The 26,803-nt window shown below is 58.9% G+C and carries 22 protein-coding genes; 12 read left to right on the forward strand and 10 right to left on the reverse strand.

Features of this window, described 5'->3' with window-relative positions; translation table 11 throughout:
• Window positions 1-190 precede the first annotated feature (190 nt).
• The 7 genes from AC1RN6_RS01455 to AC1RN6_RS01485 form a co-directional block, all read right to left on the reverse strand.
• Window positions 191-1,936, reverse strand: coding sequence for a methyl-accepting chemotaxis protein (locus AC1RN6_RS01455; RefSeq protein ID WP_493002521.1), 1,746 nt, complete (start codon window positions 1,934-1,936; stop codon window positions 191-193).
• Window positions 1,937-2,191: 255 nt separating this feature from the next.
• Window positions 2,192-3,277, reverse strand: coding sequence for a lactonase family protein (locus AC1RN6_RS01460; RefSeq protein WP_493002522.1), 1,086 nt, complete (start codon window positions 3,275-3,277; stop codon window positions 2,192-2,194).
• A gap of 109 nt (window positions 3,278-3,386) precedes the next feature.
• Window positions 3,387-4,970: a galactarate dehydratase gene (garD, locus tag AC1RN6_RS01465; protein ID WP_493002523.1), complete on the reverse strand. Its 1,584-nt coding sequence runs from the start codon at window positions 4,968-4,970 to the stop codon at window positions 3,387-3,389.
• A gap of 33 nt (window positions 4,971-5,003) precedes the next feature.
• Window positions 5,004-6,287 (reverse strand): MFS transporter, encoded by a 1,284-nt coding sequence (locus tag AC1RN6_RS01470; RefSeq protein ID WP_493003487.1) that lies wholly within the window; start codon window positions 6,285-6,287, stop codon window positions 5,004-5,006.
• A 661-nt stretch (window positions 6,288-6,948) separates the two neighbouring features.
• Window positions 6,949-7,368, reverse strand: a complete 420-nt coding sequence (locus AC1RN6_RS01475) for a CHRD domain-containing protein (RefSeq protein WP_493002525.1) — start codon at window positions 7,366-7,368, stop codon at window positions 6,949-6,951.
• An 85-nt stretch (window positions 7,369-7,453) separates the two neighbouring features.
• On the reverse strand, window positions 7,454-9,712 hold the full coding sequence (locus tag AC1RN6_RS01480; RefSeq protein WP_493002526.1) for a xanthine dehydrogenase family protein molybdopterin-binding subunit: 2,259 nt from the start codon (window positions 9,710-9,712) through the stop codon (window positions 7,454-7,456).
• Window positions 9,709-10,179: a (2Fe-2S)-binding protein gene (locus AC1RN6_RS01485; protein WP_493002528.1), complete on the reverse strand. Its 471-nt coding sequence runs from the start codon at window positions 10,177-10,179 to the stop codon at window positions 9,709-9,711. Before AC1RN6_RS01485 ends, AC1RN6_RS01480 begins: the two co-directional genes overlap by 4 nt.
• Window positions 10,180-10,450: 271 nt before the next feature.
• Here AC1RN6_RS01485 and AC1RN6_RS01490 point away from each other — a divergent pair, with 271 nt between their 5' ends.
• Window positions 10,451-11,332 (forward strand): alpha/beta hydrolase family protein, encoded by an 882-nt coding sequence (locus tag AC1RN6_RS01490; RefSeq protein ID WP_493002529.1) that lies wholly within the window; start codon window positions 10,451-10,453, stop codon window positions 11,330-11,332.
• 145 nt (window positions 11,333-11,477) lie between these two features.
• Here AC1RN6_RS01490 and AC1RN6_RS01495 read toward each other — a convergent pair whose 3' ends face one another.
• Window positions 11,478-11,786, reverse strand: coding sequence for a hypothetical protein (locus tag AC1RN6_RS01495; RefSeq protein WP_493002530.1), 309 nt, complete (start codon window positions 11,784-11,786; stop codon window positions 11,478-11,480).
• Window positions 11,787-12,228: 442 nt separating this feature from the next.
• On the opposite strand from AC1RN6_RS01495, the gene mgrA reads away from it, so the two are divergent.
• Window positions 12,229-13,266 (forward strand): L-glyceraldehyde 3-phosphate reductase, encoded by a 1,038-nt coding sequence (mgrA, locus tag AC1RN6_RS01500; RefSeq protein WP_493002532.1) that lies wholly within the window; start codon window positions 12,229-12,231, stop codon window positions 13,264-13,266.
• Between the two features lie 103 nt (window positions 13,267-13,369).
• On the opposite strand, the gene AC1RN6_RS01505 is transcribed toward mgrA, so the two are convergent.
• Complete coding sequence (locus AC1RN6_RS01505) at window positions 13,370-14,173, reverse strand: IclR family transcriptional regulator (protein WP_493002533.1); 804 nt, start codon at window positions 14,171-14,173, stop codon at window positions 13,370-13,372.
• 195 nt (window positions 14,174-14,368) lie between these two features.
• Between AC1RN6_RS01505 and AC1RN6_RS01510 the strand changes: the two genes are divergently transcribed.
• The 4 genes from AC1RN6_RS01510 to AC1RN6_RS01525 all read left to right on the forward strand — a co-directional run bounded on the left by AC1RN6_RS01510 (window position 14,369) and on the right by AC1RN6_RS01525 (window position 17,963).
• Window positions 14,369-15,139: an ABC transporter substrate-binding protein gene (locus AC1RN6_RS01510; RefSeq protein ID WP_493002535.1), complete on the forward strand. Its 771-nt coding sequence runs from the start codon at window positions 14,369-14,371 to the stop codon at window positions 15,137-15,139.
• 96 nt (window positions 15,140-15,235) lie between these two features.
• Window positions 15,236-15,892, forward strand: coding sequence for an amino acid ABC transporter permease (locus AC1RN6_RS01515; RefSeq protein ID WP_493002537.1), 657 nt, complete (start codon window positions 15,236-15,238; stop codon window positions 15,890-15,892).
• A complete protein-coding gene (locus AC1RN6_RS01520) occupies window positions 15,889-16,662 on the forward strand; it encodes an amino acid ABC transporter ATP-binding protein (protein WP_493002539.1) in 774 nt (257 codons plus the stop codon). The genes AC1RN6_RS01515 and AC1RN6_RS01520 overlap by 4 nt, the downstream gene beginning before the upstream one ends.
• Window positions 16,663-16,670: 8 nt before the next feature.
• Window positions 16,671-17,963, forward strand: coding sequence for an NAD(P)/FAD-dependent oxidoreductase (locus AC1RN6_RS01525; RefSeq protein WP_493003488.1), 1,293 nt, complete (start codon window positions 16,671-16,673; stop codon window positions 17,961-17,963).
• Window positions 17,964-18,021: 58 nt separating this feature from the next.
• Here AC1RN6_RS01525 and AC1RN6_RS01530 read toward each other — a convergent pair whose 3' ends face one another.
• A complete protein-coding gene (locus AC1RN6_RS01530) occupies window positions 18,022-18,873 on the reverse strand; it encodes an SDR family oxidoreductase (protein WP_493002540.1) in 852 nt (283 codons plus the stop codon).
• A gap of 107 nt (window positions 18,874-18,980) precedes the next feature.
• Between AC1RN6_RS01530 and AC1RN6_RS01535 the strand changes: the two genes are divergently transcribed.
• The 6 genes from AC1RN6_RS01535 to AC1RN6_RS01560 all read left to right on the forward strand — a co-directional run bounded on the left by AC1RN6_RS01535 (window position 18,981) and on the right by AC1RN6_RS01560 (window position 26,802).
• Complete coding sequence (locus AC1RN6_RS01535) at window positions 18,981-19,388, forward strand: winged helix-turn-helix transcriptional regulator (protein ID WP_493002542.1); 408 nt, start codon at window positions 18,981-18,983, stop codon at window positions 19,386-19,388.
• A 394-nt stretch (window positions 19,389-19,782) separates the two neighbouring features.
• A complete protein-coding gene (locus AC1RN6_RS01540) occupies window positions 19,783-20,718 on the forward strand; it encodes an exopolyphosphatase (protein WP_493002544.1) in 936 nt (311 codons plus the stop codon).
• Between the two features lie 540 nt (window positions 20,719-21,258).
• Window positions 21,259-22,650, forward strand: coding sequence for an aminopeptidase P family protein (locus tag AC1RN6_RS01545; RefSeq protein WP_493002545.1), 1,392 nt, complete (start codon window positions 21,259-21,261; stop codon window positions 22,648-22,650).
• A 291-nt stretch (window positions 22,651-22,941) separates the two neighbouring features.
• Window positions 22,942-24,552, forward strand: coding sequence for an ABC transporter substrate-binding protein (locus AC1RN6_RS01550; RefSeq protein WP_493002547.1), 1,611 nt, complete (start codon window positions 22,942-22,944; stop codon window positions 24,550-24,552).
• A 316-nt stretch (window positions 24,553-24,868) separates the two neighbouring features.
• A complete protein-coding gene (locus AC1RN6_RS01555) occupies window positions 24,869-25,879 on the forward strand; it encodes an ABC transporter permease subunit (protein WP_493002549.1) in 1,011 nt (336 codons plus the stop codon).
• Complete coding sequence (locus tag AC1RN6_RS01560) at window positions 25,876-26,802, forward strand: ABC transporter permease subunit (protein WP_493002550.1); 927 nt, start codon at window positions 25,876-25,878, stop codon at window positions 26,800-26,802. Before AC1RN6_RS01555 ends, AC1RN6_RS01560 begins: the two co-directional genes overlap by 4 nt.
• Window position 26,803 lies beyond the last annotated feature (1 nt).

Here is a 26,803-nt window from a genome sequence, read left to right on the forward strand (position 1 = left end):
CGGAGCGTGTGCTCCGGCGCTTTTTTTATGTGCGTTCGAAAGTTGAAACACAGAATGTAAAAAAGCCGTCGTCCTGACGAAAGTCAGGATCCAGCGTCGCCTCGACTTCAGTCAGGACACTGGATCCCGGCGTTCGCCGGGACGACGGCGATGGATGGAAACTCTCCGTGCCAGTTTTGTTGCTACTGAATCAGAACTGCTCCCAATCGTCATCAGAGCCCGGCGACGGCAACTTCGGCGCAGCTTTCGATGTTGCGACTGCATTCGCTGCAGGCTTTGCCAATGCCGGCTTAGTTGCCACCGGCGCTGCAGCCACCGCCACCGCCTTCGGCGCCGAAGCAGACACCGTCCCCGGACGCGCCACCGGCGCAAGCACCTGCACATTGGCATCGATGCGGAAAATACTGACCGCATCAGCCAGCGTCACCGCTTGCGTCTGCAAGGATTGCGCGGCAGCGGCAGCCTCTTCCACCAGCGCGGCATTTTGCTGCGTGACTTCATCCATCTGCGTGATGGCATTGTTGACCTGACCGATGCCGTCGCTTTGTTCACGGCTGGCCGAGCTGATCTCGCCGACGATATCGGTCACGCGGCGCACGCTTTCAACCACTTCGCTCATGGTCTTGCCTGCATGCTCCACCAGGCGGCTGCCGGAGTCGACTTTCTCTACCGAGTCGGTAATCAGTCCCTTGATCTCTTTCGCAGCGGCGGCCGAACGCTGCGCCAGGCTGCGCACTTCCGACGCCACGACAGCAAAACCGCGCCCCTGCTCACCGGCGCGTGCGGCCTCCACCGCAGCGTTCAGGGCGAGGATATTGGTCTGAAAAGCGATGCCGTCAATCACACTGATGATGTCGACAATCTTCTTGGAGGATTCGTTGATCGCATTCATCGTGTCGACCACCTGCGCCACCACCTCGCCGCCCTTGACGGCGGTCTCGGATGCCGAATGCGCCAGCTGGTTGGCCTGTTGCGCGTTCTCGGCATTCTGCTTTACGGTGCCGGTCAGTTGTTCCATTGATGCCGCGGTTTCTTCCAGAGAGCTGGCCTGCGTCTCCGTGCGCGACGACAGGTCGAGATTGCCGGCAGCGATTTCCTGAGCGCCGGTATTAATGATGTCGGTGCTGCTGCGCACGCGCGAGACAGTGTTGAGCAGACCTTGCTGCATGCTGCGGATGGAAGCAAACAGACGGCCGATTTCGTTGCGGCCCGGGTCGGCGATCTTCATGGTGAGATCGCCGTTGGCCACCTGATCCAGTAAGGTGACGGCGCGGTTGAGCGGTGTCAGCACAATGCTGCGCAAGACGAAATGCACGGTCAGCACCAGCGCCAATGCAGCAACCAGGCCGACCACCACCAGCCAGACCACCATGTTGTACTCGCGCTCGCGTTCGGCGACGATGTCTTCCGACAGATCCTTGGTGAGCTTCTGGAATTTTTCCAGCAGCGTCGAAAAGCTGGCGCCCTTGGCGGTGATGTCGCGGCCGTTGATCTCTGCATAGGCGGCGGTGTCATTGTTGCGCAAGGCGTCGGCGGCTTTGTTCAAGACGTCCGACAGTTGCTTGCCCGCGTCGACCAGGTCGGCCTTGAGCTTGTCGTCCTGCCCTTTGAAAGCGGGCGCTTTGTTGAATTCATCTAGCAGCTTCAAGGTGCGGTCATAGCTGGTCTGCGCGCTCTTCAGCGCGGAGTTCTTGACCTCCTGATCGTTCTGTTCTTTCAACGCACTATAGGCGCGTGTCAGCGCTGCACGCGTGCGTGTGGTGTCCTTGTAGGCGTCGTTGATGGTCAGGGCGCGTGCGGTGACGTCATGCACCATGACGGTCGATTGATTCGCGCGTCCCAGTGCAAAGATGCCGACGGCAGCGCCCAGCGCGATCATGGCGGCAAACAGCGCCAGTGCGCCCATGAGGCTAAAACGAACGGTGATATTTCGCATTCCGTGCTCCTGATTATCTTGATTTTTATGTTTATTCCGCAAGACTGCGGTTGTTCATTCTCATATTCCGCACGATCAACGTACTCTTGCATCTTAGAACAAGGCCGAAATGGCGGTCTGCTTTTTTACATCGTTCTTGCGGAAAATCAATGGCAACGTTGCCGATTCAGCAATTCTGCAAGCCCAACGAAAAATCCCCCGCATGACGCCGCGAGGGATTGTTAGTGATCTGTGCCGTCCGGCAAGTCTGGCAACTCAGGGGAAGTTGACGATCTCCACCCAGTTCGGATTCTTGCCCAGCTCATAGTGCTGCAAGGGCGTCAGCGCACCGGTTTTCTGATTGATGGCGTAGCTGGTCATACCGTTGGATTTTTGCCCGACCGCCAACAGATACTTGCCCTGCGGATCGATGTTGAAGCCGCGCGGCTGGGTCTCGGTCGGGACATTGCCGATGAGCGTCAGCGCGCCGGTCTTTGCATTGACGCGATAAGCGGCCAGCGTACTCGACGTGCGTTCGGACGCATACAGGAAACGACCATTCGGCGTCAGGTGAATATCGGCTGCGGCCGGGGCATCGCCCTTGAATCCGGCCGGCACTGCCGACACGGTGCTTTGCAAGGTCAGCGTGCCGTGCGCAGCGTCATAAGCGTAGGTGTTGACCGTACTATCGAGCTCATTGGTCGAGAACACGTAACGCAGATTCGGATGGAATACGAAATGGCGCGGACCGGCGCCGGCCTTGGTGGCGACCGACGGCGGTGTGTTCGGCGTCAACGTGCCGGTGGCGGCATCGAACTTGAATTGCAGGATGACATCGCTGCCCAGGTTGGAGGCAAAGACAAAATTGTTCCGGGGATCGGAACCGATGGCGTGCGCATTCTTGCCGGTGTTGATGACGGTTGCCGGCTCCTGCACCAGACCGGTGGCGCTGATCGGATTGACCGATACCTTGTGGCCTGTATAGGACGCCGCAAACAGGAAGCGGCCGGTCTTGTCGGTCGCCAGGTTGGCCATATTGTCGGCCAGCGGCACGGTGGACAGCGCCTTGAGCTTGCCGTTTTGCTGATCGACAGCGAAGGTGGTCACCGAATACGGTTGCGAGCGCAGCGAAGCGTACAGACGCGTGTGGTCAGGACTGAACGCCAGCGGCATCACCGTGCCGCCGGTCTGCACTTGTTCGACCGGCGTGACGCTGCCGTCCTTGTTCAATTGCATGACGTAGATGTCCTTGCTGTCGGCATTGGACACGTACACCATCGTCGCGGCATTGACGCCGGCGCAGACTGTGCTGCTCAGGACTGCTGCTGCGCCCAGCTTCAGCGCAAAATTCATGACTCCCATGCTTCCTCCTTAGGGTAAAAAATGCCCCTGCCCTGCAATGAGCAATCGACAAGAGGCTTGTTGGTTTTATTGTGTACGGCGGTGTAACGTGAACTACGGATATTGACGGTCAGGTAATCGGCGCCGGATTAAACAGCGTCAGCGCGTTGTGCAGCTTCCATTTCTCGGCCCAGGTCTGCTTGCGGCCGCTGGCGACGTCCAGCATCAGCTGGAACAACTCCCAGCCGACATCGGCAATCGTTGCCTCACCGCTGGCGATGGTGCCGGCGTTGACATCCATCAGATCATGCCAGCGGCGCGCCAGATCATTGCGCGTGGCGACCTTGATCACCGGCACGGCGGCCAGGCCGTAAGGCGTGCCGCGGCCGGTGGTGAAGATGTGCAGGTTCATGCCGGCAGCCAGTTGCAAGGTGCCGCAAACGAAATCGCTGGCCGGCGTGGCGGCGTAGATCAGTCCCTTTTGCCTGAGCTTGTCGCCGGGAGCCAGTACGCCGGAAATCGGGCTGCTGCCCGACTTGACGATGGAACCCATGGCCTTCTCGACGATGTTGGCGAGACCGCCCTTCTTGTTGCCGGGAGTCGTATTCGCACTGCGGTCAACGCCGCCTTTCTTGAGGTAATTGTCGTACCAGTCCATCTCGCGGATCATGGCTTGCGCGACGTCTTCATTGATGGCGCGCGAAGTCAACTGGTCGATGCCATCGCGCACTTCGGTCACTTCTGAAAACATCACGGCAGCGCCCGCACGCACCAGCAGATCAGTCGCAAAACCGACCGCAGGATTAGCCGTCACACCCGAGAAAGCATCGCTGCCACCGCACTGCACGCCGACCACCAGATCGGATGCCGGGCAAGTCACCCGACGGCGTTTGTCCAGTTCCTTCAGGCGTGCTTCGGCCATGTGCAGGATGGAGTCGATCATCGAATTGAAACCGACGTGTTCCGAATCCTGCAGGCAGACGACGTAAGGCTCACCTTCCTTGTGGATGGGGATGATGCTTTCCGGCAGCAGGCGGTTCGGCTGCAGCTTTTCGCAACCGAGACTGACCACCATGGCCTGACCGCCGAAGTTGGGGTTCAGACTGATGTTGCGTAGCGTACGGATCGGAATGTCGGCGTTGGGCGCATCGATGGCGACGCCGCAGCCATAGGTATGTTCCAGAGCAACCACGTCTTCGACGTTGGGATACTTCGGCAACAGTTCCAGGCGGATGCGCTTGACCGCATGCTCGACCACGCCGGCCACGCATTGCACGGTGGTGGTGATCGCCAGCAGATTGCGTGTGCCGACCGAGCCGTCGGCGTTGCGATAGCCTTCGAAAGTATAGCCCTCCAGCGGCACCGAAGCCGAAGCAGGCGCCTTGCGCGTAGCGATCGGCAGGTTATCCAGCTCGCGCGCCGGCGGCAGCGTCACCACCGATTCTTCGATCCAGCTGCCCTTGGCGATATCGCGCGCGGCATAACCGATGGCAACGTCGTAGCGGATGATGGCGTCGCCCTGAGGAATATCGCGCAAGGCGATTTTGTGTCCCTGCGGCACCTGGCTGATCAGCGTCAGGCCATCCGGGAAAACCGTCCCGGCAGGCAGGCCGCGGTCATTGACGACGATGGCGACATTGTCGTTCTCGTGCATCAGGATGTAACGCGGCGTGTTGACGTTGGTGCTGGCTTCGCTGTGTGTTTCGGTGCTCATGGCTATTCCCATCTGCTGCAAGTTATTACAAGATCAAAGCGGCTTGAGTTCGACGCGCTTGATTTCCTTGACGATGACCAGATAGCTGATCACAGTCACCAGCGCATTGGCGCCGACGAACACCAGTGCGCCCGAGAACGAACCGGTTTCTTTCAGGATATAACCGATTACGATCGGCGTCGTGATGCCGGCGATATTGCCGAAGGTGTTGAACAGACCGCCTGACAGACCGACGATTTCCTTCGGTGCGGTATCTGCGACCACTGCCCAGCCGAGTGCGCCGACGCCCTTGCCGAAGAAGGCCACGGCCATGATGCCTACTACCAGCCATTGCGCATCGACGTAGTTGCACAGGATCATCGTGGTCGACAACAGCATGCCACCGACGATAGGGATTTTGCGGGACATCGTGACGCTGTTGCCGCGCTTGATCAGACGGTCCGAAATCAGGCCGCCGACCACGCCGCCGATGAAGCCGCACACCGCCGGAATCGATGCCACGAAACCCGCCTTCAGAATCGACATGCCGCGCTCTTGCACCAGATACACCGGGAACCAGGTCAGGAAGAAATAAGTAATCGTATTGATGCAGTACTGGCCGATATACACGCCCAGCAGCATGCGGTTGCTCAGCAACTGCTTGATGTAGCCCCACTTTGCTTTGCCGTCATTGGCGCCTGCCGCTGCTTTCGGTTTGGCCTGGTCCATATCCACCAGACCGCCGCCCTGCTCGATGTATTCCAGCTCGGCCTTGTTGATCATCGGATGATCTTTAGGGCTATGGATGATCTTGATCCAGACGAAGGTCAGCAGAATGCCGAACGCGCCCATCACGGTGAACACGTGATGCCAGCCGTAGACATGCGTGATCCAGCCCATCAGCGGCGTGAACAGCACTGCCGCGAAATACTGCGCAGAGTTGAAAATTGCCGACGCCGTGCCGCGTTCCGCCGTCGGGAACCACGATGCCACGATGCGGCCGTTAGCCGGGAACGACGGCGCTTCCGCCATACCGACGATGAAGCGCAGCAGGAACAGCAGCACCACTGCCGCAGCCGTGCCGAACCAGGTGACGCCACCTTGCAGCAGCGTGAAAAAGGACCACAGGAAAATGCTCAGCGCATAAATCTTCTTGGAGCCGAAACGATCCAGCAGCCAGCCGCCCGGCAATTGCGCCAGCACATAAGCCCAGCTGAACGCCGAGAAGATATAACCCATCATCACCGGGTCGAGGCCCAGTTCCGCCTTCATCGACGTGCCGGCGATCGACAGCGTGGCGCGGTCCGCGTAGTTGACCGTAGTCACGACGAACAGCATGAACAGAATCAGATAACGGACATGGCTTGCTTTGGCGCTTGCGCGCACGGTGGCGCTTATCTTTGCGCCGACTTGATCGATACTCACGGACTATCTCCCGACCGGTACCGCGCCTGGGCCGACATGCGGAAGACGAAGACGAATAATCCGGATGCCGACGGCTGATTCGCCGAGGGCGGTCTCCTGCTTATTGTCTTGCGGCGCGCAACAGGCTTGCAGCAGCAGTATTTATTATTAAAGGGCTGTCATGCGACCAATTCGTTATCAGTCGTCATACAACATGAAGCGGAGTATAAACACGCCAATTTCATTTTGCAAACGAATTATCAAGGGCAAACAAAAAAACCCGCAAAGCCTTATCCACAGCCGATTACAAGCCATCAACAAAGTATGTGAAACCGCACTTTCTTTTATCATTTCGGGATACCGAAAACAGCTTTCGAGGATGCAGAAATCTGGCTTTTTATGGCCAGATCGCGAACAGGTTGTCTGATGATTTAAAGACAAATACAGGTACGACAAGACGCTGTCGTCAACATGATCACGAGTGTGACCGCCAATAAAAAAAGCCGTCACCTGACGATGACGGCTTTTTCCGGATTCGGATTATTCAGATGAAGCGGCGAAGCGCCTTGCCTTCTCCCCTGAACAGATTAACGACTTACTTCGGCAACAGCTGACCGCGAATCTCGCCGCCCGGATGCGCTGCGCTATGCACGTTGACGTACAGACCACCAGCCATATATGCAGCGTACTGCTCATCGGTGAATTTCGCACCGGCCGGTACGGTCCAGCCGTTATCGCCGTTCTTGGTCAGCCCGACCAGCACCGGACCATTGGCGCCTGCGGCGCCGGTATGGATATGCGCCATCTTGCCTTCAATGCCGGTGGTCGTGATGCTGCCGCTCACCGTCTTGTCGGCAGCCACGCTGATGCTGCCGGTGCCGCTGGCAGTGGATGGATTGGCAGGCACTTCATTGCCGCCCTTGAGTTCGACGCTGACGGTTTGCGCCATTACCGATGCACCGCTCAGCAGCATCGCTGCCAACAGCGCTGCCTTGATATTGTGTGTCTTGATCATGATTGTTCTCCTTGGTTTTTATCTCAGTTGTATCTCAGTAATTACATCGCAAGAAACCGCCAACGCAGTGTAGAACACAAATGCATCAGACGCTCGCCAGCGCTGCCTTCACCCGCTCCGGCGTGAACGGCACGGTGCGCAGGCGAATGCCGACCGCATCCCACACCGCATTGGCCAGTGCCGCCGTCACCGGCGAAGCTGCCGCCTCCCCGCCGCCGAGCGGCGGCATCGTCGGCCGGTCGATCAGGTCGATCCGCACCTCCGGCATCGCCGGGAATGTCAGAATGGGATAGCTCGCCCAGTCGACGTTCTGCACCCGGCGCGTGTCAAAGCGAATCTCTTCAAACAGGCTGCGCGAGATGGTTTGCAAGATGCTACCCTCGACCTGCGCGCGCAGGCCATCCGGATTGATGATCAGTCCGCAATCGTGAGCACAGGCCACGCGCAGGACTCGGATCTCGCCGCTGCTGCGGTCGACTTCGACCTCCATCGCCATGGCGACGTAGGTCTCATTGTGCTTGTAGTGCGAATAGGCGATACCGCGTCCGCGCTTGTTAGTGTTGGCCTTGCTGCCAGCACTTGCAGCGCGCGCTTCCCAACCGAACAGCGAGGCCGTACGCCTGAGCACTTCCGCACCGCGCGCATCCTTGAGCGATTGCAGGCGAAACGCCAGCGGATCGACACCGGCCTTGGCCGCCAGTTCATCGGTCATGCACTCAACGGCAAAGATGTTGGCGATCTTGCCCGGCGCACGAATATTGGCCGGACGCAAAGGCGCGCTGTCGTGCCAGTGCACGCCGACCGAGACATTGGGAACCTCGTAAGGCGGGTCGCCGTTTTGTGTAATCAGACCGGTCGAGATGCCTTTGGGTTGCGGCATTCCGGCGGTCTGCGGCGCCAGCAAGGGCACCGTCGGCAGGCTTGCCGTCGCGCGCGGCAGCCACATCTCGGTGCGCCAGGCTGCGATCGTGTTGTCAGGGCCGAGCGCCGCTTCCAGCGTCAGTGCCTGCGGCGGGCCTTTAGGATCGAAACCGTGCTCATCCTGACGCGACCATTGCACCCGCACCGGCTTGCCTAGCGCCTTCGATATCAGTGCGGCATCTGCGGCGGCGTCATCATGCCCATTCATGCCGTAGCAACCGGCGCCGTCGACGTAGACCAGCCGCACTGCCTCATTCGGCAAACCCAGCATCTGTGCATAAGCAGGACGATAGCGATGCGTACCCTGCGAGGCGGTATAGAGTGTGGCTTGCTTCGCACCGACATCCGCCACCGCGCACGACGGACCGATAGAGCCATGCGTCTGCGCCGGCCAGTAATAACTGGCGCTCAGCTTGCCGGGTGCCGCTTGCAATGCGGCCACTGCGTTGCCTTTATTGACCAGCGTTTCTTCCCCGTCGAAAGGGCCGCTGCGCAGCCATTGCTCGACCTTCTCGTGCCCCATCAGCTTGCCGGTGTCATTCCAGACCACCTTCAACGCAGCCGCAGCCTGTATCGCATCCCATTCATCCGGCGCCGCCACCGCGAGAAAGTCGCCTATGCGCACGACCTTCACACCCGGAAATTTCTTTACCGATGCTTCGTCTACCGAGACGATCTGCGCACCCTCGCCCGCCGGACGGATCACGCGGCCGTGCAGCATGCCCGGTAACTTCACATCGTGAACATAGGTATGCGTGCCAGTCACCTTGGCCGGTACATCGGGACGCAACAACGGCTTGCCGACGACGCGGTAGGCAGCCGGATTGTTCAACGGCGCCTTGGCGTCCAGCTTGAGGTTGAAGCGCTTGCCGCCGACCAGCTCGGCATAGCTCACACCTGTACCGCCGCTCTTGGGCCGCACCACGCCATCCTGCACCATCAGTTCGGAAGCCGGTTTCTGCAACCGCTCCGCCGCCATGGCAATCAATGCCTCGCGCGCCGTCGCCGCAGCCTGGCGAATCTGCACGCCGCCGCGCATGATGCCGGTGCTGCCGGCGGTCGGTCCCTGATCGGGGGTGAGCGCGGTATCGCCTTCGATCATCTCGATCTTGTCGACGCCGATGCCCAGCTCTTCCGCCGCCATCTGGCGAATCGCGATCCGCAATCCCTGCCCCAGATCGACCTTGCCGGAAAACAGCGTTACCGTACCGTCCTGATGAATGGCGATGAAGCCATCCACGGCGCTGACGTCCAGCGTCTTGTCCAACAGCGCGTGCGGCTGCACGTTGCCGCGTTTGTCGCGCAAGACCTGTTCGGTCGCACGCGCAGATAACGGCAGCGGCAGCGCCAGCGTCACCACCAGCGCACCGCCGGCCTTGAGCAACTGGCGCCGGCTCATCTGGAGATCGAATGGCGCGTTCATGCGGGCGTCCTCCCCGAAGCCCGCAGCACCGCGCGCACGATACGCACGTGCGTGCCGCAGCGGCACAGATTGGCGGACAAGGCGTCCTTGATTTCGGTTTCGCTCGGTGAGGGATTGGAGGCCAGCAAGGCGGCGCTGGTCATGACCATGCCGTTGGCGCAATAGCCGCATTGTGCGGCCTGTTCAGCGATGAAGGCGGCTTGCACCGGATGCGGCTTGCCGGGCGTACCCAGACCTTCGATAGTGGTGATGGATTTTCCCGCAACCGCCGACAAGGGTGTGATGCAACTGCGCAGCGGCGTTTTGTCGAGCAAGACCGTACACGCACCGCATTGTCCTAGGCCACAACCGAATTTGGGACCGGTCAGGCCGATGGTGTTACGCAGCGCATACAGCAATGGTTGTTCAGGATCGCGGACATCAACGGAACGGCGCTTGCCGTTGACGGTGAAAGAGATGGTAGGCATGACGCTCTCCGGGTCTGTGAAGCGTTAAGGACAAATCTTGTTGTTGGACTTATTTTCACTTGCACACCTGTAGCGCGATGGATTCTAGCATGTCGGCCGGAACGTTCGCGCCCGTTCCGTCAGCCCGCTGCAAGCCATGTTCATTACTATTTGCACAGTGACAACAGAGGCTCTTTTTCCCGCAAAAAATCCTCTGCCAAATCCACGCAAACACGGCCGGTTCGCAGATAATTTGCCGACGCCATCCCCAATCACAAACAGAACAAAGACCATGCGCCACTTCCTGCTCTGCCTTAGCCTTGCCGCGACCAGCCTTACCGCCGGCGCCCAGCAACTCGCCAGCGACCTGCACGAATCGATCGTATCTCTTGATGTGAAGGTCAAGGATTTCTACAACCGTGAAGAGACCGGAAAGGTGATCGTCACGCAGTTCAAACCCGATGGCAACGGCCCCTTTCCCATCCTCATTCTCAATCACGGCCGGAGCGGGACCAACCGCTCCGATCCACCGCGCTTTCGCTATACCAAGCAGGTACGCTTTTTCACCGAACGCGGTTTTGCGGTATTCGTACCGACCCGCATCGGTTACGGTGAACAAGGTACGCGCTTCGATCCTGAAGAAAGCGGTTCCTGCAACAGCAAAAACTACGCGCCCATGGCGGAAGCGGCCAGTACCGAAATCCTGGCAGTCCTGAAGTACGCCAAGGAACAATCCTATGCCGATCCCAGCCGTGTACTGATCGTCGGCCAGTCAGTCGGCGGCTACTCAACAGTGGCGACCGCCGCCAGACATCCCGAAGGACTGATCGCCGCCATCAATTTCGCCGGCGGCTCCGGTGGCGATCCAGCCGCCCATCCGGGCATCCCCTGCCAAGGCAACCGGCTGGAAGATATGTATGCCCGCTTCGGCCAAACAACCCGGGCGCCGATGCTGTGGATCTACACGGAGAACGATCAGTACTTCAATCCCGCGCACAGCAAGGCCTGGCATGAGGCCTTCGTCAAAGCCGGCGGGCACGCCGAGTACCATCTGTTGCCGCCCTTCGCCAAGAACGGACATACATTGTTCGCGAATGGCGTCGAAATATGGTCCCCCTTCGTTGCCGAGTTCCTCGGCAAGCAGGGTTTCAATGCCGAGCCGGTCAAGCATTAGGCAATGACAAAAATGAGATGACAAAAACGGCTGCGATTGACATCAAGATCAATCAGCAGCCGTTTATTTTTTCGGTGCAAAGACCGGGAGAGAATTCAGGAAGTCATGAACAAGAGCGCGTAACAATATCGGCGCGCGCTCAATCTCAGCGCTTCTTCTTGCGACGCTCCCCATGCTTCAGCACGGCGGCGCGTTCTTCGCTGGTGAGTTCCAGCATGTCGGCATAGACCAGATCGACGGCCTGCTCATAGGACAGACTCTTGTCGAGTTCCATTTTTTCCGTGAGCAACGCGTTTGATTTTTTCAGATTGCCGTCGCAGATGTCGCGAATGAAATTCAACTTGCGCTGAAAGTCGGAGACCGGTGTTTCCACATTGGGCGACTTGCCATAACGCAGCCACAATAGGGCCACGCCGAACAGCCCCGCCCCTGTCCCGATCAAAAGGTTTTGCATGTACTTCTCCAGCCGAGTGGTTAATGATTGTTGTAACTCGTCATTGCAAGTGCACGATTTTTTGCGCACCGCTGATTCTCTTGCAATTGTGCTTGGATCCCCCCAAGACGCTTGACCGGGCATCTCATATTGCAAAGTATTTTTCCCCGGCCAGGCAACATTAGGCGATATTTTCAGGCGCTTCGCAACAAATCTTTACAACATACCAAGACGACTTGAAGAGCCGCTCCAGCAAAGGGTTTCGCGTCGGCAACAAGTCAGTTTTTTGTCAGTTAACACCCGTTTAAACCTTGCCGGTCAGCAAGCGACTTTCATCAGCGCACATCCCTGTACCTTGCTACACGGCATGGTGTAGTCCGACGCGTTTCCCCGCATTGGTCTAAGATCATGGCCTCGCCTGTTGGCGTGCATCAACTATTCCGAGAATCAAGGAGAGACATCCATGACCTACCTGGCCTCAAGCACCCGCTATGAATCCATGCAATACCGCAACTGCGGACGCAGCGGCCTGAAGTTGCCGTTGCTGTCGCTGGGCATGTGGCATAACTTCGGCGACACCAGCTCGCTGGCGAACCAGCGCGAAATGCTGCGCACCGCATTCGACCTGGGCATCACCCACTTCGATCTGGCGAACAATTACGGTCCGCCATACGGCAGCGCCGAAGCCAACTTCGGTCATTTGTTCAAGCAGGATTTTCAGCCGTATCGCGATGAACTGATCATCTCGACCAAGGCCGGCTGGGATATGTGGCCGGGTCCCTATGGCCAGGGCGGCGGCTCGCGCAAGTATGTGCTGGCAAGCCTGGACCAGAGTCTGAAGCGCATGAATCTCGATTACGTCGACATCTTCTATTCGCACCGCTTCGATCCGGACACCCCACTGGAAGAAACCATGGGCGCGCTGGCGACCGCTGTGCAGCAAGGCAAGGCGCTGTATGTAGGCGTCTCGTCATACTCGCCGGAAAAGACCAGGGAAGCGGCTGAACTGCTCAAGGGATGGAAAATCCCCTGCCTGATCCATCAACCGTCGTACAACATGTTCAACCGCTGGATCGAACAAGGCCTGCTCGATGAACTGGAGCGCCAGGGCATGGGCTGCATCACCTTTACCGCGCTGGCGCAAGGTCTGCTGAGCGACAAGTACCTCAACGGCATTCCGGAAGACGCGCGCATCAACCGTGCCGGCGGCGGCTCGCTCAAGGGCGATCATCTGAGTGCGGAAAACCTGGCGCGCGTGCGCGTGCTCAACGACATCGCCAAGGCGCGCGGCCAGACACTGGCGCAGATGGCGCTGGCCTGGGTGTTGCGCGATCCGCGCGTGACGTCAACCTTGATCGGCGCCAGCAGCAGCAAGCAGATCCGTGAAAACGTGGCAGCACTGGACAAGCTGAGCTTCACCCCGCAAGAGCTGGCGGCGATTGACGAGCAGGCGAAAGACGGTCACCTCAATTTGTGGGAAGTGTCGTCACGCCATAAATAAGCATTGAAAATGATCGGTGCACCGCCGGTCCTGCAGGTACAACGAAAGCCGCCTCGGAGAACAATCTCTGCAGCGGCTTTTTCTTTTCCGCAATTGAAAGAAATCAGGTCAGCGTGCGTATCGAATTGCTGATCGCGCGTCCACATTCCAGCACCAGCGGCCCGAGCCGTTTCTCCGCTTCTTCCTGCGTCCAGCGGCTGGTCGGCGCCACTACGTGTACGGCCGCCACCGGCATGCCCTGATTGTTGAGGATGGGCGAGGCGATCGTCATGTCGCCGAGGAAGAGTTCTTCCACATTGCAGGCATAGCCTTTTTCGCGAATGGTCTCCAGCACCTGCAGGATGTCGTTGATGTCGGTGCGCGTGTGTTGCGTGCGCCCGATCAGATCGGTCGCTTGCAATTGCGCGCGCGCCTCTTCAGGCGGCAAGGCGCTCAGGTAAGAGCGGCCCGAGGCCGTGCAATACATGGGAATGCGGCTGCCGATGGGCATGTGGATGGGAATGAATTTGCTGCTCACAAAGCGCGCCACATAAACCATCTCCTTGTCGTAGGGCTCGGTCAGGTTGATGGTCTCGCCGGTGATGTTCGCCAGCTCGGACAAAAAAGGATTGGCGACGTCGACCAGGATATCGGCGGCGAGATAGTTGTAGCCCACCTCCATGACCTTGGGCGTCAGCTGAAAACGCCGCGTCTGCGAATGTTTGCGGACATAACCCAGCGCTTCCAGCGTGTAGATCATGCGCTGTGCGGAGCTCTTGGTGATGGAGGTCGCCTCCGCCACTTCCGCCAGCGTCATGGTGCGGCGTTGCGCACTGAAGGCGCGTAGCACCGCCAGCCCTTTTTCCAGGGACTGGTTGAACAACAGATCTGAACCTTCCCGCGATTCTTTCGTGTCCGTCTCGCTCATGGCAAACCTCTTGATGGCAATTCTTTGGATGATCAATGCGAGATCATTATAAATCGTATCGAATATCGATACAATAATATCTATTGACGATATTTTAAATGCGAATATACTTATTTTCGTAGCGTTTATTGATGTTCAATCCGTCAAACCCGGTCGCCTGCCGATCCGGCCGGACTCATACCAAAAGGGAAATGTATGAAACCGTTCACCGCTCTCCGCAAACACCTGCTCCATGCCACCTTTCTGTTTGCCGCAGTCTCTGCCTCTTCCGCCGTTCTCGCACAAAGTACTTACACCATCGGCGCCACCTCGACCGGCGTGCCGTTCACCTTCCTCGACATCAAGACCAACAAGTTGCAAGGCATGATGGTCGACACCGTGACCGCCGTCGGCAAGAACGCCGGCTTCACCGTCAATGTGCAGCAGACGCCGTTTGCAGCGCTGATCCCTTCGCTGACGTCCAACAAGATCGACATCATTGCCGCCGCCATGCTCAAGACCGCTGCCCGCGCGCAGATCGTGGACTTCAGCGACCCGGTGTATTCCTATGGTGAAGGTCTGTTCGTCAATGCCGAAGACAAGCATGTCTACAAATCCCTGGATGATCTGAAGGGCGAGATCGTCGGCGCGCAAGTCGGCACGGTGTTCGTCGATGCGCTTAACAAAAAAGGCGGCTTCAAGGAAGTGCGCGTCTATGACTCCATCGCGGACATGATGCGTGACGTCGGACTGGGCCGCATCAAGGCAGGCTTCGGTGATCGCCCTATCGTGGCGTATCAGCTCTCGCAAGGCGCCAATCCGCAAGTGCGCCTGGTGAAGGAATACCAGTCGACGCTGATGGGCGATGTCTGCCTGGTGGTACGCAAGGGTGAGACGCAATTGCTGGAACGATTGAACAAGGCCATCGCGACAGCCAAGGCCGACGGCACCATTGCGCGCATCGTCCAGCAGTGGAACCTGAACTAAGCATCCGCTCTCTGCCCGACTGCCGGCCGCATGGCCGCGCAGTCTGCGGCTGAATCTCCTCTTTTTACTGCCGGTATTCATCTCAGCGAAAACGCCATGCTTATCCAGAACATGCTCGATTTCCTGCCCATCCTGCTGCGCGGCGCATGGGTGACGATCGAGGTCACGATTTACGCCTTCATTCTGAGTTCGGTGATCGGCCTCGCCTTCGCGCTGATGAAGCTCTCGCGCTGGAAGCCGCTGGCCATCACTGCCGCGACCATCATCAATATCATCCGGGGGCTGCCGATCATCGTGCAGCTGTTCTACATCTATTTTGTGCTGCCTGAATTCGGTATCCAGTTGAGCGCCTTCCAGGCCGGTGTGATCGGACTGGGGATTGCCTACTCCGCCTATCAGGCCGAGAACTTCCGCGCCGGCATCGAAGCTGTCGATGTCGGACAGATCGAGGCGGCACAATCGATCGGCATGAAAAATCCCATGATCATGCGCCGCGTGGTGCTGCCGCAGGCGTTTCGCATCGCCCTGCCGCCCTACGGCAATACGCTGGTGATGATGCTCAAGGATTCGTCGCTGGTGTCGACCATCACCGTGCTGGAAATGACACGCGCCGGCCAGATGATTGCATCCTCCACCTTCCAGAACATGACGGTCTACACCATGGTGGCGATCCTGTATCTGCTGCTGAGCCTGCCGCTGGTGTATATCATCCGCCGCCTGGAAATCCGTACCGGCAAAGGAAAAGCCAAATGATCGAGGTCAAGCAGATCCATAAATGTTTCGGCAAGCATGAAGTGCTGAAAGGCGTGTCGCTGCAGGTTGCGCAAGGTGAAGTCGTGTGCCTCATCGGCCCGTCGGGTTCGGGAAAATCGACAGTGCTCCGCTGCATCAACGGGCTGGAAACTTACGAAGCCGGCGAGATCCTGATCGACGGCCAACGCGTCGACAGCATGTCGCCGTCCATCCATCAATTGCGTACGCGCGTCGGCATGGTATTTCAGCGTTTCAACCTGTTCCCGCATCGCACGGTGCTGGAGAACGTGGTCGAAGGCCCGATCTTCGTCAACAAGATCGCGCCCGATGTCGCAAAAAAATCCGCCATGACGCTGCTGGAGAAAGTCGGCCTGGCGCAACGTGCCGATTCTTACCCCAGCCAGTTGTCCGGCGGCCAGCAGCAGCGCGTGGCGATTGCCCGCGCACTGGCCATGCAGCCGCAGGCGATCCTGTTTGACGAACCGACTTCCGCGCTCGATCCGGAGCTGGTCGGCGAAGTACTGGCCGTCATGCGCACGCTGGCAGCCGACGGCATGACCATGATCGTGGTCACGCACGAGATGGGATTCGCGAAAGAAGTGGCCGACCGCGTCTGCTTTTTGCACAGCGGCACGATTGTCGAAGAAGGTCCGGCCAAGGACGTGCTCGGTGCGCCTCAGCATGCGCGCACCAAGGATTTCCTGCGCCGCATCCTGGCGCCGCAAATCGGCGTGCAAGGCGACCATCAGGGAACGGCGGTCGCGCCATGAGCAAAACCATGCAGCAAACTCTGGCCGGCGCAGCGCTGCCGTCTTCACTCTGGGCGGCCACTGCGACAGAGGCCGCACCAGCGCCGCCCTGCACCGAATCAAAAACCGTTGACGTCGCCATCATCGGCGGCGGCTATACCGGCTTGTCCGCCGCATTGCATCTGGCCGAAGCCGGCGTGAAGGTCTGCGTGCTGGAAGCCCGCGAGCCCGGCTGGGGCGCGTCCGGGCGTAACGGCGGCCAGGTCATCCCCGGCCTGAAATATGATCCAGATCAGCTGCGCGTAATGTTCGGATCCGCGAAGGCGGAAGGTCTGATCGACACCATAGGTAAAGCTGCCGACACAGTATTCGATCTGATCGCGCGTCACAACATTGAATGCGACGCCGTGCGCAATGGCTGGATCCAGCCGGCGCATTCGGCAGCCGTCATGCCCACGCTGGAAAAACGTGCGGCGCAATGGGCCGAACGCGGCGCGCCAATTGAGCTACTGGACCGGGACGCGGTGGCCCGCCGCATCGGCACTTCCGCCTATGTGGGAGCCTGGGTCGACCGCCGCGCCGGCAGCATCCATCCTTTGAAATATTGCCGCGGTCTGGCACGTGCGGCGCTGGCGCAAGGCGCCGCCATCCATGGCCGCACACCTGTCGTCAAACTGGAACGCCAGGGACAACGCTGGCTGCTGCATACCGAGCAAGGCGCCGTCATTAGCGCCGAGCGCGTGATTATCGCCACCAACGGCTACACCGGCACGCTGTGGCCGCAACTGAAGCAATCGGTGATCGCCGCCAACAGTTTCATCGTCGCGACGCGCCCACTGTCTGCCGCGCTGGGCGACAACATTCTGATGAACAGAGAAGTGGTCTCCGATTCGCGCCGGCTGTTGCTGTACTACCGCCGCGACGCCGAGGGCCGCCTGCTCATGGGCGGACGCGGGCCTTTTCCCGATCCGCAGGGGCCGCAGGACTTCGCGCATCTGGAACGTTCGCTGGCGCTGCTGTTTCCGCAGCTGGCGGACGTCGAATACGAATACCGCTGGGCCGGCCGCGTGGCGATTACGCGCGACTTCCTGCCGCACGTCCATGAGCCGGCAGCCGGACTGACGATTGCGCTCGGCTACAACGGCCGCGGCATCGCCATGGCCAGCACCATGGGGCGCTGTCTGGCGCAGCGGCTGACAGGCGACGGCACGGCATTCCCGTTTCCGGTCAGCACGATACAGCCAATTCCTTTTCACGGATTGCAGCGCTTCTACATCGCGGCGGGCGTGGCCTACTACAGCATTCTCGACAAACTCTCGTAAGTCGGGACAGGCTTTATCCAACCGTACAAACACTGTGCTTGCACGGTTGGCGTCAAGATTACTTCAACGCTGCGCCAACCGTCGCCGACCATGCAGTTGTCGGACGGCCGATCAATGCCGACAGCTGCCGCCCCTCGTCAAACAAGGCGCCTTTGGATGCGGCGGTATCTGAATCGGACAGCAAAGTCGCTACGGCTTCCGGCAAGCCGAAACCGATCAGAGCAGCCTTGTAGTCGGCTTCCGGAATATTGCGATATTCCACCGCCTTACCCGATTGACGCGACACTTCCGCCGCCAGTTCGGTCAAGGTGTAGGCGCTGTCGCCGGCCAGTTCATAAATCTTCCCGGCATGCCCTTCCGCCGCCAGCACCACTGCTGCCGCTTCGGCATAGTCGCTGCGCGCGGCCGAAGAGATGCGGCCGTCGCCCGCACTGCCGTAGATCGCGCCTTGCGCCACCGCGCCCGGCACACCGGCGGTGTAGTTTTCGGTGTACCAGCCGTTGCGCAGAATGGCTGCAGGCACGCCGCTGTCCTTGATGGCTTGTTCGGTCTGCAGATGTTCGGCCGCAAGACCCAGCGCCGAGGTATCTGCACGCAGCACGCTGGTGTAGGCCAGCAGTTGCACCCTGGCGCGTTTGGCAGCATCGATCACGGCGCGGTGCTGAGCAAGACGCTGGCCGATTTCATTGGAAGAAATCAGCAAGACTTTGCTTGCGCCCTGAAACGCGGCGTCGAGGCTGGCGGCATCGGTATAGTCGGCGCGGCGCACCTGCACGCCCAGCGCGGCGAGGTCGCCGGCTTTCTCCGGGCTGCGCACGGCGGCGACGATCCGGCCTGCGGAAACGGTTTTCAACAATGCTGCAATGACGAGACGGCCAAGTTGGCCGGTAGCTCCGGTAACGACGATCATGACAATTCCTATCCAATAAAAATGAAACTACGTGAAAGAAATTGCAGATTACCGGATACACTTACTTTTAGTAAGTACGCACAAAAAGGTTAGTGTAGAATAATCGGATGAATACACGAGATCCCCTCCCAAATCCGCTCGCCGATCACGTTTCGCTGAAAGAACGGATGCAGCGCGGCGAGTTGTTTTCCGCCGATTGCCCCTCGCGCAGCGTGCTCAAGCACATCACCAGCCGCTGGGGCGTGCTGATCTTGGTTGCGCTGCTGGCCGGCACACACCGCTTCAGCGACCTGCGCCGCAAAATCGGCGGCGTCAGTGAAAAGATGCTGGCGCATACCTTGCAGGATCTGGAGGGTGATGGTCTGGTGATCCGCAAATCCTACGATGTAGTCCCGCCCCATGTGGACTACACCTTGTCGCCACTGGGACTGGAAGCCGCGCAGCGCGTCGAAGCCCTCACGGACTGGATAGAGATGAGCTTGCCGCGCATCATGGAAGTCCGGCAGGAAAGCTGAGGCCGTTACCCCCCCCAGTGACTCTGCTTCGGCTTCCGGAAGAAGATAGAGAACCGCATCAGCCCCGCGCCGAATGCGGTTTTTTATTGCGTAAAAAAAGGCGGTGACGAAAGAAATCTGCTACCGGATTCTTTCCCGGAGAACACTTTTGACTGAAGAGACATCAGCGGCCATCGGATCGGCTTGCGCGCATCCTCTTTCGCAATAAATCAAAAACCCATCAAGAGTCGGGCTCGTTCAAAAAAGCACGCCCGGAGGTTGTTTCGCAGACACTCCGGAGCCACTGCAATCGCAACAATTTCTGTCCACGCAGAATTTTGAGTTGTATTATTAGCCATTGCATCCTAGTGGCAAACACCAGGCAAAATTTTCAATCAACGAGGGGGAAACACTCATGTCAGAAACAAAAAAATATCGTCTGGTGACACGTAGCGACTTTGATGGCCTGGTCTGCGCAGTCCTGCTGAAACACCTGAACATGATCGACGAAATCCTGTTCGTGCATCCGAAAGACATGCAGGACGGCAAGATCGCCATCAGCGACAACGACATCACGACCAACCTGCCGTTCGTGCCGGGCGTGCACATCGCCTTCGACCACCACTTGTCGGAAACCATCCGCAACACCGGTGAACGCAAAAACCACGTGATCCATCCCGACGCGCCATCGGCTGCTCGCGTGGTGTACGACTACTACGGCGGCGAGAAGGCTTTCCCGGCATCCTGGGGCGACATGATGGCCGCCGTCGACAAGGGAGACGCCGCGCGCTTCAATGAACAGGAAGTGCTCAATCCGGAAGGCTGGGATCTGCTCAATTTCCTGATGGACGCCCGTACCGGCCTCGGCCGTTTCCGCGACTTCCGCATTTCCAACTACAACCTGATGATGGACCTGATCGAGCTGTGCAAAACACACACCATCGATCAGATCATGGCCTCGCCCGATGTCAAGGAACGCAAGGACCTGTACTTCGAGCATGCCGAGAAGTGCAAAGACCAGATCCGCCGCTGCGCCACCGTTCACAAGAACCTGGTCGTGCTGGACCTGCGCAACGAAGAAGTCATCTTCGCCGGCAACCGCTTCATCATCTACGCTCTGTTCCCGCAAACGAACATCTCCATCCACGTGCTGTGGGGCCTGAAGAACCAGAACACCGTGTTCGCCACCGGCAAATCCATCCTCAACCGCACCTCGAAGACCAACATCGGTGCGCTGATGCTGGAATACGGCGGCGGCGGGCATGAAAATGCCGGCACTTGCCAGGTAGAGAATGACAAGGCAGAAGAAGTGTTGAAAGTGTTGATTACGCGGATTAACGCAGACGGCTAAACAAACGATCAGCCTGTTGCAAGTGCGCTGATCGCTCAAATGAAAAGGCTCCCCGAGGGGAGCCTTTTTGCTTTGCAGCTTCGAGTTCTGATGCCTGAATGCATAAACTAGATTAAAAATATTCTTTTGATCGATGTGCTGCCTCACATAGAATCCGGGCGGCACATTTCCCGAAGCGTGCCAAGAGAAAAACAATCCTGCTGCGCATCGCAACAAATCAGTCCGTTCAACATCATTTTGCAGCACATCTCCGATCCGACGCCATGACCATCCTTCCCGCTGCCACCCGGGCACAGCTTGCAGCCAACATTTCCGCAAAAAGCCATGCCCATGACGGATTGCAGAATTGATCCGGAATGCTCATCCTTCGGCCTCGGTGAGTAGAATACCTCGGAGAAAACCAGACAAGACATGCAAAACAGTTGTCGCCGCCGGCAACTTGGACCTATCATCCTGATCCATGTAGTCTGCCAGCGCACGAGAAGAACCCGCATCCGTTTGCATCACCGATATTTCTACCGACAATAAAACGGAGACACGATGTTTACCCGTAACGAATACCAACGCCGCCGCAAGCAGCTACAGCAATCCATGCCTGCCGGGCTGGTGCTGCTGATGGGCGCCGCCCCCATTCCGCTCAGCTCGCCGCGGGACGCCTATCCATTTCGCCAGGACAGCACCTTCGCCTATTTCCTGGGCCTGCAACGGCCTGCCCTGGCTGCGCTCATCGATCTCGACGACGGCAACGAAGTGCTGTTTGGCGACGAACAATCCGACAGCGACATCATCTGGCACGGCCCCCATCCGACGAGCTTGCGGGAAGAGGCCGCCGAGGCCGGGATCGATACGGTCCTCCCCAGCGCGGACTTGCAGCAATTGCTCGCCCATGCGCAGCAGCAAAAGCGCACGATCCACTATGTTCCGCCCTATCGCGCCGAGACTGTCGCCGTGCTGGGCGATTTGCTGCAGCAGCCGGCGAAGCAAATCAGAGATGGTGCATCGCAAGAGCTGATTGCCGCCATCGTCCGTCTGCGCGAAGTGAAGAGCAACGAAGAAGTCGCTGAAATGGAAAAGGCGCAAGCGGTCGCGCGCCTGATGCACATTGCGGCGATGCGGCATGCCAGGCCCGACGTCTACGAATATGAAGTCGTCGCGGAAATGGAACGCGTGCTGCGTCGTCACAATACGTATGCTCCGTACATACCGATTTTTTCCCGGCACGGTGAAATTCTCCACAACCATTCCTATGACAACCGCTTGTGCAAAGGCGATCTGATCGTCAACGATTCCGGCGCTGCAAGCCCCTTGCACTATGTCGCCGATATCACACGCACTATCCCGGTGGGCGGCCGTTTCTCGGACCGCCAGCGCGCCGTCTACGAGGTGGTGCTGCATGCGCAACAACAGTGCATCGCCACTCTTCGGGCAGGCATGGCTTACGCCGATGTGCACCGTGCGGTGGCAATCGACCTGGTGCGCGGCCTGACGGCATTGGGTTTATTCCGTGGCGAACCGGAAGCGATTGTCGATTCCGGCGCCTATGCATTGTGCTATCCGCACGGACTGGGCCATCAGCTGGGCCTGGACGTCCATGACATGGAGAGTTATGGCGAAGACCTGGTCGGCTACGACGACCGCCATCGCCGCAGCGACCTGTTCGGCCTGCGCAATCTGCGGCTGGCCAAACCCCTGCGCGACGGCATGGTCATCACCGTAGAACCCGGCATCTATTTCATCCCGCAGCTCATACAGCGCTGGGAAAACCAGGGATTGCACCGCGAATACATCAATTACGAACGGTTTAACGAGTATCTGGATTTTGGCGGCATCCGGATTGAAGACAATGTCCTGGTCACCGGCAGCGGCGCGCGCATCCTCGGCGACACGATCCCGAAAACATGCGCGGACATTGAAGACATCATGGCGAGCTGAGGACAAGCCCGGCCAACGCAGGCGGCGCCATGATCCATGTCATGGCGCTTGAAATTGGCGCGTAAATTGCATGCGATCGGCAGACGCAACAAGGCGGCAAGAAGCCGACGCAGTTTTCAAGCAATACAAAGACAGTAGCAAGCAACACCAGTAATAGCAGGCAATGAATAGGGAATCGGCAGGGAATAGGCAGGGAATAGGCAGGAAAGAAGCATGAAATAAGCAGCCACCCCGAGCAGCAACCCACAATCCGGGCGGAGTTTTATTTTGGTACATAAAAATGAGGCAAAAATGAAAAACAAGCATAAGTTAATGATCAAGGCAGGCCTGTTCTCGGTCCTGTGCATTTACGGTGGCGTCGCGATGGCAGCCAAGACGCTGGTGTTCTGCTCGGAGGGCAGCCCGGAAGGATTCAATCCGCAACTGTTCACCACCGGCACCACCTTCGACGCTTCGTCGGTGCCGATGTACAACCGCCTGGTGCAGTTCGAGCTGGGCACCACCAACATCGTGCCGGGTCTGGCGACTTCGTGGGACGTCTCTGCGGACGGCCTGACCTATACCTTTAAACTGCGCCATGGCGTCAAGTTCCACACCACGGCCAAGTTCACGCCGACCCGCGACTTCAATGCCGACGACGTGATTTTTTCGTACAACCGCATGGCGGTGGACAGCCACCCTTTCCACAAACTTGCAGCGGGCCAGTCCTTCGCTTACTTCAACGACATGGGCATGAGCAAGATCGTCGACAAGCTTGAAAAGGTCGACGACTACACCGTGCGCTTCACGCTCAAGGCGCCTGAATCGCCCTTCCTCGCCAATCTGGCGATGGACTTCGCGTCCATTTTGTCGTCCGAATATGCCGACAAGATGGCCGCCGCCGGCACCCCCGACGTGATCGACCGCGACCCGGTCGGCACCGGTCCGTTCCAGTTCGTCTCGTATCAGAAGGATGCTGTCATTCGTTACAAGGCGTTCGACAAATCCTGGCAAGGCCGTCCCAAGATCGACAATCTGATCTATGCCATCACGCCGGACGCCTCGGTGCGTTACGCGAAGCTGAAAGCCAACGAATGCCAGGTCATGGCTTATCCGAAATCGGCTGACCTCGCCTTGATGAAGGAAGACAAGAACATCAAGCTGCTGACCAAGCCGGGCCTGAACGTCGGCTACATCGCCTTCAACGTCGAGAAGAAACCGTTCGACAACAAGGAAGTGCGCCAGGCACTGAACATGGCGATCGACAAGCAAAGCATCCTGAACACCGTGTTCCTCGGCACCGGCATGGCCGCCAAGAACCTGATCCCGCCGACCATGTGGAGCTATAACGACAAGGTCAAGGACTACGCTTACGACCCCGCCAAAGCCAAGGCATTGCTGGCCAAGGCTGGCTATGCCAACGGCGTGGAAGTCGAGCTGTGGTATCTGCCGGTCAGCCGCCCTTACAATCCGGACGGCAAGCGCATGGCCGAACTGATTCAGGCCGACTGGGAAAAGGTCGGCGTCAAGACCAAGCTGACGACCTTTGAATGGGGCGAATACCGCAAGCGTTCCAAAACCGGCGAACAGCATTCCATGATGTACGGCTGGAACGGTGACAACGGCGATCCGGACAACTTCTTCAAGACCGTGCTCGGCTGCGATGCGGTGCAAGGTGGCGGCAACGTGGCGCGCTGGTGCAACAAGGATTATGAAGCGCTGGTGCAGAAAGCCAAGTCCCTGAACAAGCAAGCCGACCGCGCCAAGCTGTACGAACAGGCGCAGGTCATCGCCAAGGAAGAAGCGCCATGGGTCACGATTGCGCACTCCACGCGTTTCGTCCCGGTGCGCAAGGAAGTGGTGGGCTTCAAGATGGATGCGACCATCCATAACTACTTCGACAAGGTCGATCTGACCAAGTAAGTCAGTTACTGAGCACTACCGCTGCCGGCGGCCTTCCTGTATCGATAAGAAGGCCGGCGGCAGCAACATAAACAAGACGACGATGAAACGACGACATCGCCTCCTCTGCAACGGCCGGTAGCTCACATCAGACCGAGGTAAGCAGAGAATTCGACAAGTCCTCAATCAACTGAAAATACCAGGCAACACGAGTCGTACCGGTCACTGATTTCGCAATCGCGATGGCGGCAGTGTAAGTTTTCCGACACGTTTTCTGAGGTCGGTGGAGACCAGACGGACCGGCGCGTTCTTTTCATTTTTACCCAAGGTATTTCTTATGTTCGTTTTTCTGCTTCGGCGGGCCGGTCTGGTCATTCCGACCTTCCTCGGCATCACTCTGCTGGTCTTCACCCTGATCCATCTGATCCCGGGCGATCCGGTGGAAGCCATGTCCGGCGAACGCGGCATGGACCCGGCGCTGTATGCCCGCATGGCGCATGAGCTGGGCCTGGATCAGCCGCTCTACATTCAATATTTCAGCTATCTGAAGCAGGTCGCCAGCGGCAACCTCGGCGTGTCCTATGTCACGCATGAACCGGTCTTGCGCGAGTTCGCGACGCTGTTCCCGGCGACGCTGGAACTGTCCGTCTGCGCCATGCTGCTGGCGCTGCTGATCGGTATCCCGGCCGGCATTCTGGCCGCGTTGAAACGCAATACCGTGCTCGATTACTCCGTGATGGGCGTCTCGCTCACCGGCTATTCGATGCCGGTGTTCTGGTGGGCGCTCCTCTTGATTCTGCTGTTCTCCGTCACGCTCGGCTGGACGCCGGTATCGGGACGCATCGACATCATGTTCGACCTGCCGCCGGTGACCGGCTTCATGCTGATCGATACGCTGATCGCAGGTGACATGGATGCCTTCCGTTCCGCCCTCTCTCACCTGATCCTGCCGACCGTCACCCTGGCGACCATTCCACTGGCGGTCGTCGCGCGGATGACGCGCTCCGCGATGCTGGAAGTGCTGCGTGAAGACTATGTCAGGACAGCGCGCGCCAAAGGCTTGTCCCAGCTGCGCGTCATCGGGATCCACGCCCTGCGCAATGCGCTGATCCCGGTAGTGACCGTAATCGGCCTCCAGATCGGCACGCTGCTGGCCGGCGCGATCCTGACCGAAACCATTTTTTCCTGGCCCGGCATCGGCAAGTGGCTGGTCGGCGCTATCCAGAGCCGCGATTACACCGTGGTGCAAGGCGGCATCCTGCTTTCCGCAAGTATTGTCATCGGCGTCAACCTGGCCGTCGATTTGCTGTACGGCGTCATCAGTCCACGAATCAGGCACAGTGCATGAGCGATCAATCTTTCCCCACAGCGCCGGCTCCGGTCGCGAACATCTCCGCCGGGATCGGCAAACCGCCGCATCCGGCGATCGAACTATGGCGTCACTTCCGCCAGAACCGCGGCGCCGTGATCGGCCTCGCGTTGATCCTGCTGATGTTGCTGGCCACGATCTTCGCCGATGTCATCGCGCCGCACTCCGCCATTGAGCAATTCCGCGATACGACGCTGGCGCCGCCTGTGTGGCAGACCGGCGGCAGCGCCAAGTTCCTGCTCGGCACCGATCCGGTCGGCCGCGATATTCTGTCGCGCATCATTTACGGCACGCGTCTGTCGCTGATCATCGGACTGGTCTCGGTCACCATTTCGCTGAGTGTCGGCATCGCACTCGGCCTGATCGCGGGCTTCTTTCGCGGCGTGGCCGAACTGGTCATCATGCGCCTGATGGACATCCTGCTCGCCCTGCCGAGTTTGCTGCTGGCAGTAGCGGTGGTGGCCGTGCTCGGCTCCGGCCTGATGAATGCGATGTATGCGATCGCCATCGTGCTGTTGCCGCATTACACGCGGCAAACCCGCGCCGCCGTCATCAGCGAACTGTCCAAGGACTACGTCAACGCGTCGCGCATCGCCGGCGCCGGCAAGCTGCGCCTGATGTTCAACTGCGTATTGCCCAACTGTGCAGCGCCGCTGATCGTCCAGGCCACGCTGGGGTTTTCGACCGCCATTCTCGACGCTGCGGCGCTGGGGTTTCTCGGTCTCGGCGCCCAGCCGCCGACGCCGGAATGGGGCTCCATGCTCGCCAGTGCACTCGAATTCATCCAGAGCGCATGGTGGGTGGTCACCTTCCCGGGCCTGGCGATTCTGATCTCGGTGCTGGCATTCAACCTCATGGGCGACGGTCTGCGCGACGCCCTCGATCCAAAATTGAAACGATAGA

This window comes from Herbaspirillum sp. GW822-FHT03A08, from assembly GCF_058801885.1.

Excerpts from the sequence above, each read along its gene's own strand:
- AC1RN6_RS01455 (WP_493002521.1), bottom strand. The coding sequence starts at position 1,936 with ATGCGAAATATCACCGTTCGTTTTAGCCTCATGGGCGCACTGGCGCTG.
- AC1RN6_RS01460 (WP_493002522.1), bottom strand. The coding sequence starts at position 3,277 with ATGGGAGTCATGAATTTTGCGCTGAAGCTGGGCGCAGCAGCAGTCCTG.
- garD (WP_493002523.1), bottom strand. The coding sequence starts at position 4,970 with ATGAGCACCGAAACACACAGCGAAGCCAGCACCAACGTCAACACGCCG.
- AC1RN6_RS01470 (WP_493003487.1), bottom strand. The coding sequence starts at position 6,287 with ATGCTGTTCGTCGTGACTACGGTCAACTACGCGGACCGCGCCACGCTG.
- AC1RN6_RS01475 (WP_493002525.1), bottom strand. The coding sequence starts at position 7,368 with ATGATCAAGACACACAATATCAAGGCAGCGCTGTTGGCAGCGATGCTG.
- AC1RN6_RS01480 (WP_493002526.1), bottom strand. The coding sequence starts at position 9,712 with ATGAACGCGCCATTCGATCTCCAGATGAGCCGGCGCCAGTTGCTCAAG.
- AC1RN6_RS01485 (WP_493002528.1), bottom strand. The coding sequence starts at position 10,179 with ATGCCTACCATCTCTTTCACCGTCAACGGCAAGCGCCGTTCCGTTGAT.
- AC1RN6_RS01490 (WP_493002529.1), top strand. The coding sequence starts at position 10,451 with ATGCGCCACTTCCTGCTCTGCCTTAGCCTTGCCGCGACCAGCCTTACC.
- AC1RN6_RS01495 (WP_493002530.1), bottom strand. The coding sequence starts at position 11,786 with ATGCAAAACCTTTTGATCGGGACAGGGGCGGGGCTGTTCGGCGTGGCC.
- mgrA (WP_493002532.1), top strand. The coding sequence starts at position 12,229 with ATGACCTACCTGGCCTCAAGCACCCGCTATGAATCCATGCAATACCGC.
- AC1RN6_RS01505 (WP_493002533.1), bottom strand. The coding sequence starts at position 14,173 with ATGAGCGAGACGGACACGAAAGAATCGCGGGAAGGTTCAGATCTGTTG.
- AC1RN6_RS01510 (WP_493002535.1), top strand. The coding sequence starts at position 14,369 with ATGAAACCGTTCACCGCTCTCCGCAAACACCTGCTCCATGCCACCTTT.
- AC1RN6_RS01515 (WP_493002537.1), top strand. The coding sequence starts at position 15,236 with ATGCTTATCCAGAACATGCTCGATTTCCTGCCCATCCTGCTGCGCGGC.
- AC1RN6_RS01520 (WP_493002539.1), top strand. The coding sequence starts at position 15,889 with ATGATCGAGGTCAAGCAGATCCATAAATGTTTCGGCAAGCATGAAGTG.
- AC1RN6_RS01525 (WP_493003488.1), top strand. The coding sequence starts at position 16,671 with ATGCAGCAAACTCTGGCCGGCGCAGCGCTGCCGTCTTCACTCTGGGCG.
- AC1RN6_RS01530 (WP_493002540.1), bottom strand. The coding sequence starts at position 18,873 with ATGATCGTCGTTACCGGAGCTACCGGCCAACTTGGCCGTCTCGTCATT.
- AC1RN6_RS01535 (WP_493002542.1), top strand. The coding sequence starts at position 18,981 with ATGAATACACGAGATCCCCTCCCAAATCCGCTCGCCGATCACGTTTCG.
- AC1RN6_RS01540 (WP_493002544.1), top strand. The coding sequence starts at position 19,783 with ATGTCAGAAACAAAAAAATATCGTCTGGTGACACGTAGCGACTTTGAT.
- AC1RN6_RS01545 (WP_493002545.1), top strand. The coding sequence starts at position 21,259 with ATGTTTACCCGTAACGAATACCAACGCCGCCGCAAGCAGCTACAGCAA.
- AC1RN6_RS01550 (WP_493002547.1), top strand. The coding sequence starts at position 22,942 with ATGAAAAACAAGCATAAGTTAATGATCAAGGCAGGCCTGTTCTCGGTC.
- AC1RN6_RS01555 (WP_493002549.1), top strand. The coding sequence starts at position 24,869 with ATGTTCGTTTTTCTGCTTCGGCGGGCCGGTCTGGTCATTCCGACCTTC.
- AC1RN6_RS01560 (WP_493002550.1), top strand. The coding sequence starts at position 25,876 with ATGAGCGATCAATCTTTCCCCACAGCGCCGGCTCCGGTCGCGAACATC.